General features: G+C 69.2%; 14 protein-coding genes. 12 read left to right on the top strand and 2 right to left on the bottom strand.

From position 1 onward, the window contains the following. Positions 1 to 118: 118 nt before the first annotated feature. The 3 genes from ABZ664_RS19145 to ABZ664_RS19135 all read left to right on the top strand — a co-directional run bounded on the left by ABZ664_RS19145 (position 119) and on the right by ABZ664_RS19135 (position 2353). Complete coding sequence (locus ABZ664_RS19145; RefSeq protein WP_362511053.1) at positions 119 to 427, top strand: hypothetical protein; 309 nt, start codon at positions 119 to 121, stop codon at positions 425 to 427. Continuing rightward, positions 424 to 1560: an NlpC/P60 family protein gene (locus ABZ664_RS19140; RefSeq protein WP_362511050.1), complete on the top strand. Its 1137-nt coding sequence runs from the start codon at positions 424 to 426 to the stop codon at positions 1558 to 1560. The genes ABZ664_RS19145 and ABZ664_RS19140 overlap by 4 nt, the downstream gene beginning before the upstream one ends. Positions 1561 to 1732: 172 nt before the next feature. Then, the gene (locus ABZ664_RS19135; RefSeq protein WP_362511047.1) at positions 1733 to 2353 is read left to right on the top strand and encodes an L-threonylcarbamoyladenylate synthase; all 621 of its coding nucleotides are present in this window, start codon (positions 1733 to 1735) and stop codon (positions 2351 to 2353) included. 266 nt (positions 2354 to 2619) lie between these two features. Here the strand turns inward: ABZ664_RS19135 and ABZ664_RS19130 are convergent, their stop codons facing one another. Both ABZ664_RS19130 and ABZ664_RS19125 read right to left on the bottom strand, forming a co-directional pair. Beyond that, positions 2620 to 4935: an RICIN domain-containing protein gene (locus ABZ664_RS19130; protein ID WP_362511044.1), complete on the bottom strand. Its 2316-nt coding sequence runs from the start codon at positions 4933 to 4935 to the stop codon at positions 2620 to 2622. Positions 4936 to 5326: 391 nt separating this feature from the next. After that, entirely contained in the window at positions 5327 to 6031 is a 705-nt protein-coding gene (locus ABZ664_RS19125; RefSeq protein WP_362511041.1) for a hypothetical protein, read from the bottom strand. A gap of 291 nt (positions 6032 to 6322) precedes the next feature. Between ABZ664_RS19125 and ABZ664_RS19120 the strand changes: the two genes are divergently transcribed. The 9 genes from ABZ664_RS19120 to ABZ664_RS19080 all read left to right on the top strand — a co-directional run bounded on the left by ABZ664_RS19120 (position 6323) and on the right by ABZ664_RS19080 (position 17038). Continuing rightward, positions 6323 to 7309, top strand: coding sequence for a LacI family DNA-binding transcriptional regulator (locus ABZ664_RS19120; protein WP_362511038.1), 987 nt, complete (start codon positions 6323 to 6325; stop codon positions 7307 to 7309). 491 nt (positions 7310 to 7800) lie between these two features. Beyond that, positions 7801 to 8793 (top strand): ABC transporter permease subunit, encoded by a 993-nt coding sequence (locus ABZ664_RS19115; RefSeq protein WP_362511035.1) that lies wholly within the window; start codon positions 7801 to 7803, stop codon positions 8791 to 8793. Then, on the top strand, positions 8787 to 9662 hold the full coding sequence (locus tag ABZ664_RS19110) for a carbohydrate ABC transporter permease (protein ID WP_362511032.1): 876 nt from the start codon (positions 8787 to 8789) through the stop codon (positions 9660 to 9662). The genes ABZ664_RS19115 and ABZ664_RS19110 overlap by 7 nt, the downstream gene beginning before the upstream one ends. Positions 9663 to 9714: 52 nt before the next feature. Next, positions 9715 to 11361 (top strand): extracellular solute-binding protein, encoded by a 1647-nt coding sequence (locus ABZ664_RS19105; RefSeq protein ID WP_362511029.1) that lies wholly within the window; start codon positions 9715 to 9717, stop codon positions 11359 to 11361. A 97-nt stretch (positions 11362 to 11458) separates the two neighbouring features. Then, the gene (locus ABZ664_RS19100; protein ID WP_362511026.1) at positions 11459 to 12136 is read left to right on the top strand and encodes a hypothetical protein; all 678 of its coding nucleotides are present in this window, start codon (positions 11459 to 11461) and stop codon (positions 12134 to 12136) included. Between the two features lie 70 nt (positions 12137 to 12206). After that, positions 12207 to 13340 (top strand): Gfo/Idh/MocA family oxidoreductase, encoded by a 1134-nt coding sequence (locus ABZ664_RS19095; protein WP_362511023.1) that lies wholly within the window; start codon positions 12207 to 12209, stop codon positions 13338 to 13340. A gap of 2 nt (positions 13341 to 13342) precedes the next feature. After that, complete coding sequence (locus ABZ664_RS19090; RefSeq protein ID WP_362511020.1) at positions 13343 to 14266, top strand: PmoA family protein; 924 nt, start codon at positions 13343 to 13345, stop codon at positions 14264 to 14266. Between the two features lie 84 nt (positions 14267 to 14350). Beyond that, complete coding sequence (locus tag ABZ664_RS19085) at positions 14351 to 16051, top strand: GAF domain-containing sensor histidine kinase (RefSeq protein ID WP_362511017.1); 1701 nt, start codon at positions 14351 to 14353, stop codon at positions 16049 to 16051. Between the two features lie 132 nt (positions 16052 to 16183). After that, the gene (locus tag ABZ664_RS19080) at positions 16184 to 17038 is read left to right on the top strand and encodes a universal stress protein (protein WP_362511014.1); all 855 of its coding nucleotides are present in this window, start codon (positions 16184 to 16186) and stop codon (positions 17036 to 17038) included. Positions 17039 to 17098: the final 60 nt, after the last annotated feature.

The raw sequence follows: 17098 nt of genomic DNA, 5'->3' as shown, positions 1-17098 counted from the left end.
GCGGATAAGATCGCCTCTTGGTAGACATGGCCGGACGGTGGGCAGGCAACCGGCCAACGAGCCAGATCGTCGTCCGGGCAGTCGGTCTCCCGGCGACCGCGGAGGGGAGCCGGCTCCGGTGGGAAGATTCGACCTGAACCGCGAGGCGCTGGCCAAGCTGCGCGTCACGGTGAACACCCAGGGGGGAAGACTCGCCGGCGTCGGCGACGACTTCCCGGCCAAGGGCGGCGCGAGTTCCTCGATCTTCGGGACCATGGCAGGTGCCCAGGAGCTCGCCGACGCGATCGGCAGGGTCGAAGGGTACGCCGACAGGGAGCTGGGCACGGTGAAGAGCCGCCTTGACGGCGTCGAGCGTGCCCTCGACACCATCGAGGAGAACGTGACCAGGGCCGAGCGGAACACCGGTAACCACCTGCCCGCCCTATGACCGACATGAACGCCGTGGCGGCGCTGCCCGGAGGGCAGGCCCTGGCCGCGCTGGTGAAGAGGACGGACGGGGACCCCGCCGCGATCCGGGCGATCGCCACCCGGTGGCGTAGGGCGGCCGGCTCGTCCGCCGAGCCGTTCACGCTCCTGAAGAAGGCGGTCGACCAGGTGGACACCGCCTGGAAAGGGGCCTCCGCCGACGCCTTCGTGGCGTACATGCGGCGCTACAACAGTGCGGGCGCCTCCCTGCGAGACACGATGGGCGACTGCGCGACCTCCCTGGAGGCCGCCGCCGACGCCGTCGAGACGGCGAGGACGAACGCCGAGCGTGTCTGCGACGACCTGCTGACCCGGGTGGCGGAATACCGGCGTCGCAACCCGCACGCCACTCCGGAGCAGCTCAAACCGGGCATCGGCGAGGAGGTCGGGAGGGCGGTGTTCCTCGTGCGGGGGCACGTCGACTCGGCCGAGACCGCGCTGTCCACCGCGCGGCGTGAGATCGACAAACACCTCGGCGACGCCACGGTGTTCTCCGCCATCCCGGCCGCGGGAGAGCAGAACTTCGTCCCCGGCCCCGGGCGCCTCACCCCGTGGGTGCCGGTGGCCGAGGGGGACGAGTCCCGCACCACCACGCTCGCCGGTACTGAACCCGGCTCGCAGGGCGGCGGGGGAGGCGGGGGAGGCGGGCAGGGTAACGGCGGGGGGTCGCCTTCCGGGAGCCACACCGGAGACTCGGGCGGCGGCGGTGGAGGAGGCCGGACGATCCCGTACACGGTGACCGGCGACGGCACCGGAGCCGACATCGTGGCCGCCGCGAGGAGCCACATCGGCAAGCCCTACGTCTGGGGCGCGGACGGCCCCGACGCGTTCGACTGCAGCGGCCTGGTGCACGTCTCGATGAACGAGGCGGGAATCAAGATCGGAGACAACACCGCCGCCGGATACCAGGCGAGCGGCAAGCCGATCACCGGTCCGCCGCAGCCGGGCGACATCGTCTTCTTCGGCTATCCGGCGAGCCACTGCGGCGTCTACATGGGCGACGGCATGATGATCGCCGCCCCGAAGCCGGGAGACCACGTCAAGATCCAGTCGGTGGCCGGCGCGCACCCCATCACCTACCGGCGTTTCACCTGAGCGTCCGTACGAGGCTCGCGTGAGGATGACCGGCCTGGCCGGGCACTGCGGTGCCGCCGGGCCCGACACCGCCTCGGCGGTCGACCGACCTCGGGCCGCTCCTGGAGGCACGCGTGTCATGTTCAGGGGCTCGTGTGTCGTGCGGGGCGGCTTCCGCTTCTAAGCTCAGGGGGTGGCGAAATACTTTGATGTGCATCCGAGCAGTCCCCAACCCCGGCTCATCGGGCAGGTGGTCGATCTTCTGCGTGCGGACGGGCTGATCGCGTATCCGACGGACTCGGGCTACGCGCTGGGTTGCCGGCTGGGCAACAAGGAGGGCATCGACCGGATCAGAGAGATCCGCGACCTCGGAAGTGACCATCACTTCACCCTGGTTTGCAGGGACTTCGCGCAGTTCGGTCAGTTCGTGCATGTGAGCAATGCGCTGTTCCGCTCGGTCAAGGCGGCGACCCCCGGCGGTTACACGTTCATCCTGCCCGCGACCAAGGAGGTGCCGCGGCGGCTGCTGCACCCCCGGAAGAAGACGGTCGGAGTCCGGATCCCCGATCACGTTGTCGTGCAGGCGCTGCTGGCCGAGCTCGGCGAACCGCTGGTGTCGAGCACGCTGCTGCTGCCCGACGAGGCCGAGCCCCTGACACTGGGCTGGGATATCAAGGAGAGGCTCGACCACGCGGTGGACGCCGTCATCGACTCCGGCGAGTGCGGCGCCGTCCCGACAACGGTCGTCGATCTCTCGCAGGACGAGCCCGAGGTCCTCCGCCGGGGCACAGGAGACCCGTCCCTCTTCGAGTAGGGGTGCCGCGCGTGGCGCGGTGGGTGGATGCCGATCTCGACGGCGACGCGGTAGGTCTGCCGGTGGTGGGCGGCGTCGCAGGACAGCAGCCCGCCGCCACGTCGACGGCCGGTGATCCCGATCGAGTCTTTCATGCTGTTTCGTGGAGCAGCGGGGAGCGGGTGGCCGCCAAGGCGGGCACCCGCTCCTCGGTCCGTGGTCCGGCCCCCGGTGTCAGGCGGTGCCGGGGGCCGGACCACGGAGGTCGGGTCCGACGGGGCGAAGGATCAGGGCAGGTAGATGTTCGGCTGCGGCGGGGTGGACATGCCGTCGCCGATGAAGAAGCCCGGGTGCGGCGGCTGGTTGTAGGCGGTGTTCTGCCAGGCCAGGGCGACCCGGTACTGCGGGTCGTGCAGCAGGGTGTGGATCTTGGTGGTGGTCACGGTCGGCGTGCTGTAGATCCGCAGCGCGGTGTTGTTCGAAGTGGGCCAGATGACCTCCTCGCGCCAGTCGCCGAGCAGGTCGCCCGAGAGGGACGGGGTGGACTTGGTGCCGTTGTTGGAGTGCACCCCGGAGGCGGTCAGCAGCCGGGTGTCCCCGCCGGTGCCGTACTTGTCGATGCGGGTGGCGTCCACCAGTTCGCGGACCGGGTCGCCGTCCCACCAGGCGAGGAAGTTGGCAGAGGAGGGAGTGCGGCCGACCGAGGCCCCGGAGGAGTTGTACAGGTTGCCCATGTTGGTTCCCGCGCCCCAGAACTCCGCTCCCGGGCTGCCCGCGTAGATGTCGGCGGCCACGCCGCGGCCGGGTCCCTCCACGCCGCCGTTGCCCGGACGCTGCCAGATGACCTGCCCGGTGCGGGCGTCGTGCACGTCGGCCGCGGGCTGGTCACCCGCCTCGTGGATGGTGAACACCTCCAGGCCCGACCGGCTCGGGATCAGGTCGCCCACGTGCAACGCGTCGCCGTGCCCGAAGCCGGTGCGGTACATGCCGACGCCGTTGTCGTCGATCGTGGCCGAGCCGTAGATGATCTCCTGCCTGCCGTCGGCGTCCACGTCGGCGATGGACAGGCTGTGGTTGCCCTGCCCGGCGTAGCCGCCGTTGCCCGAGGAGTTGGAGTCGAACGTCCAGCGGCGGGTCAGCGAGCCGTTGCGGAAGTCCCAGGCGACGATGACCGATCGGGTGTAGTAGCCGCGCGCCATGATCAGGCTCGGCCGCCGTCCGTCCAGGTAGGCGGTGCCCGCCAGGAACCGGTCCACCCGGTTGCCGTAGTTGTCGCCCCAGGAGGAGACGGTGCCGCGTGGCGGCTCGTAGTTGACGGTCGACATCGCCGCGCCGGTCTGGCCGTTGAACATCGTCAGGTACTCGGAACCGGCCAAGATGTATCCGGAGGAGTTGACGTGGTTGGCGCCGGCGTTGCCGATGGTGGTGCCGCGGCCGTCGACCGTGCCGTCGGCGGTCTTCATCGCCACCTCGGCCCGGCCGTCGCCGTCGTAGTCGTACACCTGGAACTGGGTGTAGTGGGCGCCGGCGCGGATGTTGCGGCCCAGGTTGATCCGCCACAGCCGGGTGCCGTCGAGTTTGATCCCGTCGATGTAGACCGGGCTGGTGGTTCCCGACTGGGAGTTGTCCTTGGCGTCGTTGGGCTCCCACTTGAGCACCAGGTCCAGCCTGCCGTCGCCGTCCAGGTCGCCCGTGCTCGCGTCACTGGCCGTGTGGGCGCCGCTGGGCGGGCTGATCGGCACGTCCAGGTAGCCGTTGCCGAAGCGCAGCGAGGTCTCCGAGTCCGCCTGTTCGGTGCCGCCGACCACGGCGCGCACCGTGTACGAGGCGTCGGCCGAGGCGCCCTGGTCCAGGTAGTTGGTGGAGTTGGTGACGCCGGCGATCTGGGTGCCGCCCCGGTAGACGTTGAACGTGGTGTCGCGGGATTCGGTGCCCAGCAGGCGCCAGGAGACCAGGTTGCCGTTGCCGGAGCGCACGCTGATCAGGCCGCGGTTCAGCTTCTCCATCTGCTTGGCGTCGCCGGGGACCGGGTCGGTGCCGCCGATCCTCACGAGTTGCCACTGCTGGTTGGCGCCGTTGAGGTCGGTGTACTGGGAGATGCGGCCGCCGTCGGCGGTGGACCATTCCCAGGACTCGAGGGCTTTGCCGCTGTTGCGGTTGATCAGGCGGATATGGTTGGCGTCGCTGTCGACGACGCGAAACTGCTGGTTGGTGCCGTTGTTGTCACTCCACTGCACGACGTTGGCGCCGTCGGCGGTGGAGCGGGAGGCGATGTCGATGACCTTGCCGCTGTGGCGGGAGCGCAACCGGTAGTAGCCGCCACCGGAGTCGACGAACTGCCACTGCTGCCAGGCGCCGTCGTTGCGGGACCACTGGACGAGGGGGGCGCCGTCGTTGGTGGCGAGGTCGAGGACGTCGATGGCCTTGCCGCTGTGCCGGTTCACCAGGAGATACCAGGCACTGGTGTCGATCGTCGCGGCGGCGGCCGGGCCGGCGGCCACCAGTGACTGGCACAACGCGAGCAGCAGCGCGACGGCTGCCGCGCAGGCGGCGCCGGTACGGCGGCGCACGCGTCGCGGGGGAGGGCTGGCGGGTCTGTTCACGGGGGGGTACCTCTCGTTACGGACGATAGGTCCACGAACGCGCGACGGATGCTGATGGCGCTGATGTTTCCGCCGGATGCCTGGAACCTCACAGGCGGGAAGGCGGATGTGTGCCAAGTGTTGGCATCGGCGTCACGGCCGTCAAGAGAGGTGCGAGATTCCCGGAGTCCCTGACGCGCGGCCGGTGTTCCGCATGGCTCTCGCGGTCATCGCGGGCCGGTGGCCACTCCGTGCGTCACCTGCGCTTCCCCGGCGGCCGGAGCCACGGGCCGACCTCGTCTCCCCGCTTCGCGGGGGAGTCGGCTCGGTACTGAAAGTTTCAGGGTGGCCCGGCCGGGAGCGCGACTCCTCCTGGCCGCCCCGTCCTGGGCGGCCAGGAGGAGTTCGTCGCTCAGTCGTCGTGCTGGCCCTCCGGGACGCCGTCCGAGGTGATGGCGCCGTCTCCGGGAGTGCTCGTCAGGTAGGTGTGCTGGTGGCCGTTGCCGGCGTCGACGTTGAGCTGGTCGAGCTGGGTGGCCGCGACGGACCACACCGTGACGGCGGTGGAGCGCTGGCGTGCGGCGAGGTCGAGGAGGTCCTTGCGGGACCCCTCGGGGAGCCGCAGGCCGGCCGCGTAGGTGTCGACCGCAGTGACCAGGGCGTTCACCGCGCTGCGGAGCCCGCCGCGCGCCACGTTGGTCCCGGTCGCTCCCGAGGGGGTGGGAGCGTGCTTTTCCGCGGTCTCGCGGAGGATCCGCTGCCAGTCGTCGACCCGCTCCTGCGTCGCCGGTGGCGCGTCGGAGGCCCCGTCCACCGGGAGTGCCTCGGCGAGCCCGGCCAGGACCTTGTTCAGGTCGTCGGCACTTGTGCGCGCCAGGGTGGTCAGCTCGGTGATCTGCTGGGCGTCTCGCTTGGCCTCCGCCTCCCGCATCTCGGTGATGGCGCTCTGGGTGGCGTCGGGGCGGCCGCTGTTGTAGCCGATCAGGGCTCCGAGCGATCCGGCTATCAGGGTGGCGGCGAGGGCGGCGGCGACGTAGCCGGTCGCGTTCGACCGGCGGGTGCCGGCCTGGGATCGGGCCGCCGGTCCGACCGTCTTTCGAGCCACCTTCTGAGCCACTGACGACTCCTTTCCCTGATCCGCCCGCTCTCCTCCGGGAACCCGGCGGACAGCTGACGCCGAGATTACTGTTTTCCAGGATCTCCGTCCATTTTTGGCCGTATCATCCAGCGCCTTCGCCGCCGAGAGGGCAAAAGGCCGGTGAGCGGGGGAGGACATCACCGCCGACGGCGCGTGAACGGCATCGGCCGGAGCGGAGCGAGGCTCGAAGTCCTGTTAGCGTTACCGCATGGGGGTTGAGCTGCTTTGAAGGCGAAATCGAATGACGGCCTGCCACGTTCCAGGCCCGCGGTGCTGGAAGACGTCGCCGCGCTCGCCGGGGTGTCGGCGATGACCGTGTCGCGGACGCTGAACGCGCCCGAGCGGGTGCAGGCGAAAACCCGGGAGCGGGTGCTGGCCGCGGTGCGGGAGCTGGACTACCGGCCCAACACCGCCGCACGTCAGCTCGCCACAGGACGGTCCGGGGTGTTGGGCGTGGTCAGCATCGACACCACCCTGTACGGCCCGGCCTCGACCCTCTACAGCATCGAACGTGCCGCCAGGCTCAACGACTACTCCGTGAGCATCGCGAGCCTGAGCATGCTCACCCGTCGCTCGATCGAGGAAAGCCTGCGCCAGTTTCAGTCCCAGTCGGTGGACGGCGTCATCATCGTCGCGCCGCACGAGTCGGCGGCCGACGGCCTGCGTCACCTGTCGTCGAAGATTCCGGTGGTCGCGGTCGACGCCGGGGCGGGCCTTTCCGTTCCCGTCGTCACGGTGGATCAGCGGGCGGGAGCCGCGAGGGCGACCAGGCACCTGCTCAGCCTCGGTCATGAGACGGTGTGGCATCTGGCGGGCCCGGCGAGCTGGATCGACGCCAACGGCCGGGTCGAGGGCTGGCGCGAGGTGCTGGAGGCCGGGGGGCATCGGGTTCCCGAGGTGTCGCGCGGGGACTGGAGTTCGCGCTCCGGTTACCAGCTCGGCCGGCGTCTGGCGCAGGACTCCGAGGTCACGGCCATCTTCGTGGGCAACGACCAGATGGCGTTGGGGGTGCTGCGGGCGTTGCGCGAGGCCGGGCGGCGCGTTCCCGAGGACGTCAGCGTGGTGGGTTTCGACGATGTGCCGGAGTCCGCCTATTTCTGGCCTCCGCTCACGACGGTCCGGCAGGATTTCGAAGAGGTCGGCAGCCACGCCTTCCACGTGTTGCTCGACCAGATGGCGGGCAGGTCGAGCCAGGTGCGGCGGCTGGTGGAGCCCGAACTCATCGTGAGGGAGAGCACCGGACCCTCGCCGGGCTGACGTGCCGCCCGGTCGCCTTCGGGCGGCCGCGGTCGGTGCCGGGGCCGCGGTCTTTCCGGCCGCCGCGATGCCGGGGGCGTGCGCCGGTGGGGAGGCCGGGTGAGCGGCTCGCTGATCGGGCTGAAACTTTTCGGAAGCGGGGACGTCGTCGACCCGCTCATGTCTGAGCTGCGGGTGAGGCGTGCGCGACCTTCGCAGGTGACAGAGTCATCTGACTGATCCCTTGACGAGCCTTTGTAAGGCGCCTATATTTCCGCAATATTAATAGAAAATCTTGAAAGTTTCAGTCTCCGGATCTTCGATGCTTCTGTCCGGCAGCGTCAGGTGACGCCGTCGCAGGCCGAAAGGATGGCATGCGAGAAAGGGAACTCCACGACCTGGATTCCGCGTCGAATGGGTTCGCCCGGTGAAAGGGGCCCCGGGGAGCACAGACCTCTCCTGCCGGACGGGCCGAGCCGTCAAGGGCACCGGATGAGGCCGGGGACTCGAGAGTGAGCGCGACCAGGACGATCGACGTCTCGCCCGAGAATCAGGATCCGCGCGAGGTGAGGCCCGGACCCGTCCACCGGAAGCGCACTTCGGGCCGCACCTGGCGGCAGGCGTTGCGTCACGACTGGCAGCTGTACTCGCTGGCGATCCTCCCATTGCTGTTCTTCGCGATATTCCGGTATCTGCCGATGATCGGCAACGTGATCGCCTTCCGGAAGTTCGAGCCCGGTGGCAGCGTGCTGGGCGAGGAGTGGGCGGGCCTGCGCTACGTGCGGATGTTCCTGAACGACCCGACGTTCTGGCAGGTGTTCACCAACACGCTGGTGCTCGGCGCCCTGACCCTGCTGTTCTGCTTCCCGATGCCGATCGTGCTCGCACTGCTGATCAACGAGGTGCGGCAGCGGCGCCTCAAGCGGTTCGTCCAGTCGATCTCCTACCTGCCGCACTTCCTGTCGATCGTGGTCGTGGCCGGTCTCGTCATAGAACTGCTCTCGGTCGACGGGCCGGTGAACCAGATCCTGCGCGCGGCGGGCGACGATCCCATCTCGTTCCTGCAGCAGCCGGAGTGGTTTCGGACGATCTACGTCTCCTCGGAGATGTGGCAGACCGTCGGCTGGGGGACGATCCTCTATCTCGCCGCGCTCACCACCATCGACGAGCAGTTGTACGAGGCGGCGAGGATCGACGGCGCGGGCCGGTGGCGCCAGACCTGGCACGTGACCCTCCCCGGCATCCGGCCGACCGCGGTCACCTTGCTGATCCTGAACATCGGCGCGTTCATGGCGGTCGGGTTCGAGAAGGTCCTGCTGCTCTACAACCCGCTGACGTACCCGACCGCGGACGTGATCTCCACGTACCTGTACCGCATGGGCGTCGTTTCCAACAACTTCAGCTACGCCACGGCGATCGGCCTGTTCGAGGCCCTGATCGGGCTGATCCTGGTCCTGTCGGCGAATCTCATCTCCCGGCGCACGGTGGGGACGAGCCTGTGGTGACCGTGGACGCCTCCAGGGGCTACCGGGTGTTCCAGGCGGTCAACGCCGTCGTTCTGGCCACTGTCGTGATCGTGACGCTGTATCCCTTCGTCAACGTCGTCGCCCGTTCGCTGAGCGACGAGACCGCCATCCGCTCGGGTCAGGTCAGTCTCATCCCTCGCGGGTTCACCCTCACGACGTACGAGTACGTGATCTCTGACCCGACGTTCTGGACGAACTACCGCAACACCGTGGTGTACACGGTCGTGGCCACGATGATCGCGATGTTCATGACCACCTGTTACGCCTACGTCCTGTCCAAGAAGCACCTCAAGGGGCGCAGGTTCCTGATCGGGATCGCCGTCTTCACCATGTTCTTCTCCGGCGGCATCATCCCCAACTACGTCCTGATCACCAGTCTCGGGATGAAGGACAGCATCTGGGCCATCGTCCTGCCGAACGCCATCAGCGTCTTCAATCTTCTGATCATGAAGGCGTTCTTCGAGGCGCTGCCGGTCGAGCTGGAGGAGGCCGCCGCGATCGACGGCATGAGCACCTACGGCATCCTGCTGCGCATCGTGCTGCCGCTGTCGAAGGCGGTGATCGCCACGATGGTGCTCTTCTACGCCGTCGCCTTCTGGAACTCGTGGTTCGCCGCCTTCCTCTACATGAGCCAGTCCGATCTCTTCCCGGTGACCGTCTTCCTGCGCAACCTGATCGCCGGAGCCACCGGCGCGTCGTCGGTGGGCGCCGACGCGATGAACATGACGGTGGCCGCCAACATCAAGGCGGTGACGGTGGTGCTCACCATCCTGCCCATCCTGGGGATCTACCCCTTCGTGCAGCGCTACTTCGTCACCGGTGTCACGCTCGGCGCGGTCAAGGGATAGCCCCGCCGCCCTCACTCAACCCGTTTCCGATTCCGAGAAATAAGGGGCTTCCATGTACCAGATGAACCGGCGTCAGGCGATGGTCACGATGGGCGCCTTCGCCGTACTCGTGGGCTGCGGCAGCGACGACTCCAAGAAGCAGGCCGACGACCTCTCGGCGAACCGGGAGGGCGCGATGCCCGGCTACGGCGCCGGTACCGGGTTCAAGGCTGCCGCCCCGCTCTCGTTCACCGTCCTGTACAACAACCACCCGATCTACCCGATCAAGAACGACTGGCTGTTCTGGTCGGAGCTCGGCAAGCGGACCAACGTGACGTTCCAGCCGAGTGTGGTGCCGCTCAGCGACTACGAGAACAAGCGCAGCCTGGTGATCGGCGCGGGTGACGCCCCGCTCATCATCCCCAAGACGTATCCCAGCCAGGAGACCCCCTTCGTCGCCTCCGGCGCCATCCTGCCGGTGAGCGACTACCTGGATCTGCTGCCGAACTTCAATGAGAAGGTCGCCAAGTGGAACCTGCAGCCTGATCTGGACACGCTGCGGCAGTCCGACGGCCGCTTCTATCTCCTGCCCGGTCTTCACCAGGAGCCCTGGGTGGAGTACTCCCTGGCGATGCGCGCGGACATCCTGGAAGAACTCGGGCTGGAGATCCCGGGGACCTGGGAGGAGTTGCGCACCGTGCTGAAGGCGATGAAGGAGAAGTATCCCGACTCCTACCCCCTGTCCGACCGCTGGGGAACCCTCACGCCCGGAGCCAGCCTGCTGAACGTCATCGGCACCTCCTACGGCGCCCCCGGCGGCTGGGGCTACGGGGAAGGGGTGAAATGGGACCCCGCCCTGCAGAAGTTCGCCTTCACCGGCGCGATGGAGCAGTACCGGCAGATGCTGGAGTATCTGCACACGCTGGTGGAGGAGAAGCTGCTCGACCCGGAGAGCTTCACGCAGTCCGACGACCAGGCGATCCAGAAACTGGTCTCCGGCAAGTCCTTCGTGATCAGTTCGAACGCGCAGACCCTGGTCAACGAGTACCGGCCGCCGCTGGAGAAGGCGAACCCCAAGGCGAGGCTCGTGAAGATCCCCGTGCCCGTCGGCCCGCTCGGACCCATCAAGTACGGCGCGGGCAACACCCGCCTGGAGAACGGCGTCATGATCTCCAAGAAGGCTCGCGACAGCAAGAACTTCGTCGCCATGATGCAGTTCATCGACTGGCTGTGGTACTCCGACGAGGGGCAGGCGTTCGCCAAGTGGGGCGTCGAGGGGGTCACCCACACCAAGGACGCGTCGGGGAAGTACAAGCTCGCCCCCGACGTCGACTTCGTCGGACTCAACCCCAAGGCGCCCAAGCACCTGCAGAAGGACTTCGGCTTCTCCAACGGCGTCTTTGCCTACGGCGGGTCCACCGAGCTGCTGCAGTCGACCTTCTCCGAGGAGGAGATCGCGTTCCAGAAGGAGATGAACGCGAGGAAGACCCTGCCGGTGCCGCCCCCGCACCCGCTCACCGACGAGGAGCGCGAGCAGGTGACGCTGTGGCAGACACCGCTGAAGGACCACGTCACCCAGAACACGCTCCAGTTCATCCTCGGCAAACGCGATCTGAGCGAGTGGGACGCCTACGTCAAGGAACTCGAGGCGAACAACATGCTCTCCTTCGTCAACATGGTGAACGGCGCCTACGAGCGGTACAAGAAGCAGCACGGGTGACGTCCCCCCTCCCGGGAGGGAGAAGGCTCCCGGGAGGGAATTCCCGCTTCACCGCCGGTCGTCCGCCAGGACGAGGTTTTCACGCTGGAGATGTTCGATGACCGACACGACGGCCGGAATCCGGTTCGGCGAAGGGCCCCTGGCGCGCGTCTGCGCGCTCGTCTACACCCTCGTGGTGGTCGAGTCGCTCTTCCTGCTCACGGCCGTGCCCGGCCTGGTCGGGCTGGTGCTGCTCGGCCGTGACGCCGGCAACGTCCCGCTGGCGGCGCTCTGCCTGATCCCGGCCGGTCCCGCCCTCTCGGCCGCGCTGTACGCGCTGCACCACCGCCGCCTGGATCTCACCGATCTCCGTCCCGGGGCGGCGTTCTGGCGTGGCTACCGGGCCAACCTCCGAGGGGTCGTGAAGCTCTGGGTCCCCTGGCTGCTGTGGATGGCGGTCATCGGATCGAACCTCGCCGTCGCCGGCGTCGGGGGATGGTGGGCGGTGTCGTCGGTCGTCATCGCCGTGGCGGCGACCCTCTGGGTCGCGAACGTGCTGGTGATCACCTCTCTTTTCGCGTTCCGCGCGCGAGACGTCGCCCGCCTGGCCGCGTACTTTCTCACCCGTTCCCCCCGGGCGTCGCTGGGCAACGCCTGCCTGCTGGTCCTGGTGGCGGCCGTCACGCTGATCGCCTCCGAGGTGGCGGCGGTGCTGCTCGCCTCGGTGCTGGCATCGCTGCTCCTGCTGAACGGCCGCACGATGATCGCCGAGGTGAGGGAGAGATTCACGGCCTGAGCGCTCGGCGTCGAGAGGTCGCCTCCACCGTCAGGTGGCCGCCGTCAAACCCAAAGGAGTCTCACATTCGATGACGAAGAGAACACCCGTACGGGTCGCGATCGTCGGCACCGGCGGAATCGCGACGATCTGTCACCTGCCCGCGCTGAAAGCCCAGGGCGACCGGGTACGGATCGTGGCGGCCTGCGACGTCGACACCGAACGCGTCAAGGCCTTCTGTGCCGAGAACTCCATTCCCGGTGTCCACACCGACCTGGCCGAGATGCTGGACGTCGCCCGGCCCGACCTGGTGCACCTGTGCACCCCACCGGGGCTGCACGCCCGGCAGGCCGAGCAGTGCCTGCTCGCCGGGGCCTGGGTGTGGCTGGAGAAACCCCCGTGCCTGTCGCTGGCCGAGTACGACACGATCACCGCGGCCGAGCAGGCCCGCGGCGCCTACGCCAGCGTCGTCTTCCAGCACCGGTTCGGCGCGGCGGGCCTGCACGCCGCGAAGCTGATCGCCTCCGGTGAGCTGGGCCGTCCCCTCGTCGCGCACTGCAGCACCACCTGGTACCGGCCGCACTCCTACTTCGAGGTGCCCTGGCGCGGGCGCTGGGACACCGAGGGAGGCGGCCCGACCATGGGCCACGGCATCCACCAGATGGACCTGTTGCTGGCGTTGCTCGGCGACTGGTCGGAGGTCACCGCCATGGCGGGGCGCCTGGACCGCGACGTCCAGACCGAGGACGTGTCGGTGGCGAGTGTGCGTTTCGAAAGCGGGGCCCTGGCGACGATCGTCAACAGCGTGCTGTCGCCACGGGAGGAGAGCTACCTGCGCGTCGACCTCGTCGAGGCGACCGTCGAGCTCAGGCACCTGTACGGCTACGGCAACGACGACTGGACCTACACCGCGGCGCCGCACCTGGCCGGCGCCGAGGACGGCGCGGCACGCCAGGAGCGCTGGTCGGCTCCCGGCTCTGAGACGCGCAGTTCCCACACCGCGCAGCTGACCGCTCTGCTCGACGCCTACGACCGGGGAGAACGGCCTCCGGTCAGCGGCCACGACGGGCGCCGCACGCTCGAACTCGTGACGGCGATCTACCGTTCGGCGTTCACCGGGACCACGGTGGCGCGCACCGACCTGATCCCCGGCGACCCCTTCTACCACCGGCTGCACGGCGACGTCGACGGCTGGGCGCCGACGGCCACCACAGGAGGAAACTGATCGTGCCCTCGACCGAATCCGCTCTGGCACTGACCCGCCTGGACGACACCGCCTTCACCCTGACCGGGCATGGCGTCGAACTGCTCGGCTACACCTTCGGCTCCGACGTCGCGCCCTCGGAGTGTCCGGCGCCCTACTTCCATCCGCTGCGTACCCTGGGCGGCCAGGTCGTCTCGGGGCACCGGCCGCACGATCACCGCTGGCACAAGGGCCTGGCCATGACCCTTTCCCACCTGTCCGGGCAGAACTTCTGGGGCGGCCCCACCTTCGAGGGCGGCCCCGGACACGGCTACGTTCAGCGCGACAACGTCGGGACCCTGCGCCACGAGGGATTCGACGCTCTGGAGTGCGACGGCCGGGAACTGACGTTCGCCGAGCGGGTCACCTGGCTGACCGCGCGCGGTGAGCGGTGGATCACCGAGCTGCGCACCGTGCGCGTCCACGACGTCGACCTCGCGAGCCGATCATGGATCCTGGAGTTCGGCACCGAGCTGACCAACGTGCGCGGGCAGGAGCTCAGGATCGGCAGCCCCACCACGGCGGGCCGGCCGAACGCCGGATACACCGGCCTGTTCTGGCGGGGGCCCCGCGACATGACCTGGGGGGGCATCCTGGCCGAAGGGGACCTCGAAGGCGAGGAGGTCATGGGACACAGAGCGGGCTGGCTCGCCTACGGCTCGCCGCACGACGAGGTCGACGCCGCCTCCACCCTGGTCTTCGAGCAGCACCCGGACAACGCCGACGCGCCCACCCACTGGTTCGTGCGCAACCAGCCCTTCCCCGCGGTCGCCCCCTCCCTCGCCTTCCACGAGGAACTCGTCCTGCCGGACGGCGACACGCTGGCCCGCCGTTACCGGATCATCGTCGCCGACGGGCTGTGGGGGCGAGACACCGTCGAGGGCCACCTCAAGGACCACCCGTGGTGATCTTCACCGCCAGGACCACGGTGTCCTGGTCAAAGAGCGGCACCCGACTGTCCTAAGCGTTGCCCGGATGCGAGACTTCGCGCTATGACGGAAAAGGAGCCGCGTTCCCTGATCCCGAACATGCGGCTGGACGAGTTGCTGTCAGAGTTGCAGGGGCGTCTGGAGGCGGTGCTGGCGACCCGTGACCGGGTGCACGCGCTGCTCGAGGCCGTGGTCGCGGTGGGCAGCGACCTGGATCTGGAGACGGTGCTGCGCAGGATCGTGGAGACCGCCACCACCCTCGTCGACGCCACCTACGGCGCGCTGGGGGTGGCCGGTGAACAGAACACGCTCGTCCAGTTCGTCCCGGTGGGGCTGAGTGAGGAGGAGATCGCGCGGATCGAGCACTGGCCGCACGGGCTGGGCCTGCTCGGGTTGCTGATCAAGGAGCCGCAGGTTTTGCGGCTGGCCCACATCACCGACCATCCCGCCTCCTACGGTTTCCCGCCCGGCCATCCGCCGATGGGGTCGTTTCTGGGGGTGCCGGTCCGGGTGCGTGAGGAGGTGTTCGGCAATCTCTATCTGACCGAGAAGCGCGGTGGCGGGGCGTTCGACGAGGAGGACGAGGCGATCGTGACGGCGCTGGCCACCGCCGCGGGTGTCGCGATCGAGAACGCCCGTCTGTACGAGGAGACGCGGCGCAGGGAGATGTGGTTGCAGGCGTCGGCGGAGGTCACCACCAGCCTGCTGTCGGGTGCGGAGCCACGCGAGGTACTCGGGCTGATCGCGCGGCGGGCGCGAGACCTGGCCGCCGCCGACATCACGATGATCATGCTTCCCGACGCGGGCCGCGAGGTCCTGCGAGTGATGATCGCCGACGGTCCGGAGTCCGGCGGGCTCGACCGGGCCGGGGTGGACGTCACGGGCTCGCTCCCCGGCCGGGCCCTGCTGGGCGGCGAGCCGGTCATGGTCGCCGATCTCGGCGAGGCGGACCTGCCCGCGGCACTCATCCGGGATCTGACGGTGGGACCCGCCGCCGCGGTGCCGCTGGGCGTGGCCGGGGTGGTGCGAGGAGTGCTGGTGCTGGGTAAGCGACCGGGCCGCATCCCGTTCAGCGGCAGCGAACTGCGGGCACTGCACTCCTTCGCCGGGCAGGCGGCGGTCGCGCTGGAGCTGGCCGAGGCCCGTCAGGACGCCGAGCGGCTGGGGTTGCTGGAAGACCGCGACCGGATCGCCAAGGACCTGCACGACGTCGTCATCCAGCGGCTCTTCGCCATCGCGATGACCTTGATGAGCATCGTGCGCTTCGTCGAGCATCCGGAGGCCTCCGAGCGGCTCCAGCACGGGATCAACGAGCTGGACGAGACCATCCGGCAGATCCGCTCGACCATCTTCGCCCTGCAGACCCCCCGCGATGCCGACGAGCCCAGCCTGCGCGCGCGGATCGTGGAACTGGTCGAGGGCGCGCGCGGGCACCTGGGCTTCATGCCCGGCCTGCGGATGGAAGGACAGCTCGACCACAAGGTGCCCGCGCCGGTCGCCGAGCACCTGCTGGCCGTCCTGCGCGAGGCGCTTTCCAACATTGTGCGCCACGCCAAGGCTTCCAAGGCCGACGTCTTCGCCGAGGCGGCCGATGACCGGCTCACCCTCACCGTCACCGACAACGGCGTCGGCCTGCCCGGCGAGGGCAAACGCAGCGGCCTGCGCAACATGCGGGAACGCGCCACGGCGCTCGGCGGCTCCTTCGAGGTCGACTCCTCCCCGCGAGAGGGGACCCGGCTGACCTGGCACGTCCCCCTCACCTGACGGGCGGGGCGGCGCCCGCACCTCGGACACGGTGACGGAGGTTCCTCGGCCAAGGGATCTTTACCGCCGTCGTGGGCCGGTCACCCGCCGCTGCGATGATGCCTTGGACACCATGGGGAGAGGGAGGACATCATGATCGTAGTAGGAGTAGACGGTTCGCAGGCCGCGCTCGCGGCCGCGGGCTGGGCGGCGCGGGAGGCCGCGGCGCGTGGTGGCGCGCTGAGCGTCGTGCACGCCATGCCCGCATGGCCCTTGGAGATCTCAGAAAAAGACCGTTACGCCGATGTGGGCCGCTGGATGCGTGAAGGGGCCACGTCCATGCTGGACGCGGCGATGGAACGCGTCCGGCAGGAGGATTCACGCGTCGTGGCGGAGCCGCGGCTGCTGGGCGGCGACCCGCGCGCCATCCTGATCGAGGCCGCCGCGGACGCGGAGCTACTGGTGGTCGGCAATCACGGGCTGGGTGGTTTCACGGGGATGCTGCTCGGTTCGGTCGCGCTGGGGGTCGTCGGACGGGCCGCCTGCCCGGTGGCCGTCATCCGCGACCCGTCCGCCTGGCCTGCCGGGGAGGTGGTCGTCGGTGTCGACGGTTCGGAGGCGGGCACGGGCGCCCTGAGCTTCGCCTTCGCCGAGGCGTCTCTGCGCGGTGTCGGCCTGCGGGCGGTGCACGCCTGGAGCCGTCCGGTCGTCGGGGGCGATCCCTTCGCGGAGGATACGGCCGAGGTCGAACGCCGTCTGCTGGCCGAGGCCCTCGCCGGCTGGGGCGAGCGCTATCCCGACGTCAAGGTCACCGAACAGCTCGAAGACGGTCACCCGGCGCGCGTCCTGGCCGAGGTCTCGGCCCGTTCCGGCCTGCTGGTCGTCGGCTCACGCGGTCGCGGCGAGCTGACCGGGCTGTTGCTGGGGTCGGTGAGCCATTCGCTGCTGCACCACGCCACCTGCCCTCTGGTCGTCACCCCCGCCCCGGCCTCTCCCGGCTCCTCCTGACCGGTCCCTCCCGCGACCGGTGTCCCCTTCGGGCGGCGGCGGTCAGGGAGCGGCATGGCC

This window comes from Streptosporangium sp. NPDC006930, from assembly GCF_040635605.1.
In the GTDB taxonomy this organism is placed as follows: Bacteria; Actinomycetota; Actinomycetes; order Streptosporangiales; family Streptosporangiaceae; genus Streptosporangium.
The sequence above is the reverse complement of the archived record's forward strand: the minus strand, read 5'-3'. Positions and strand labels throughout refer to the sequence as shown.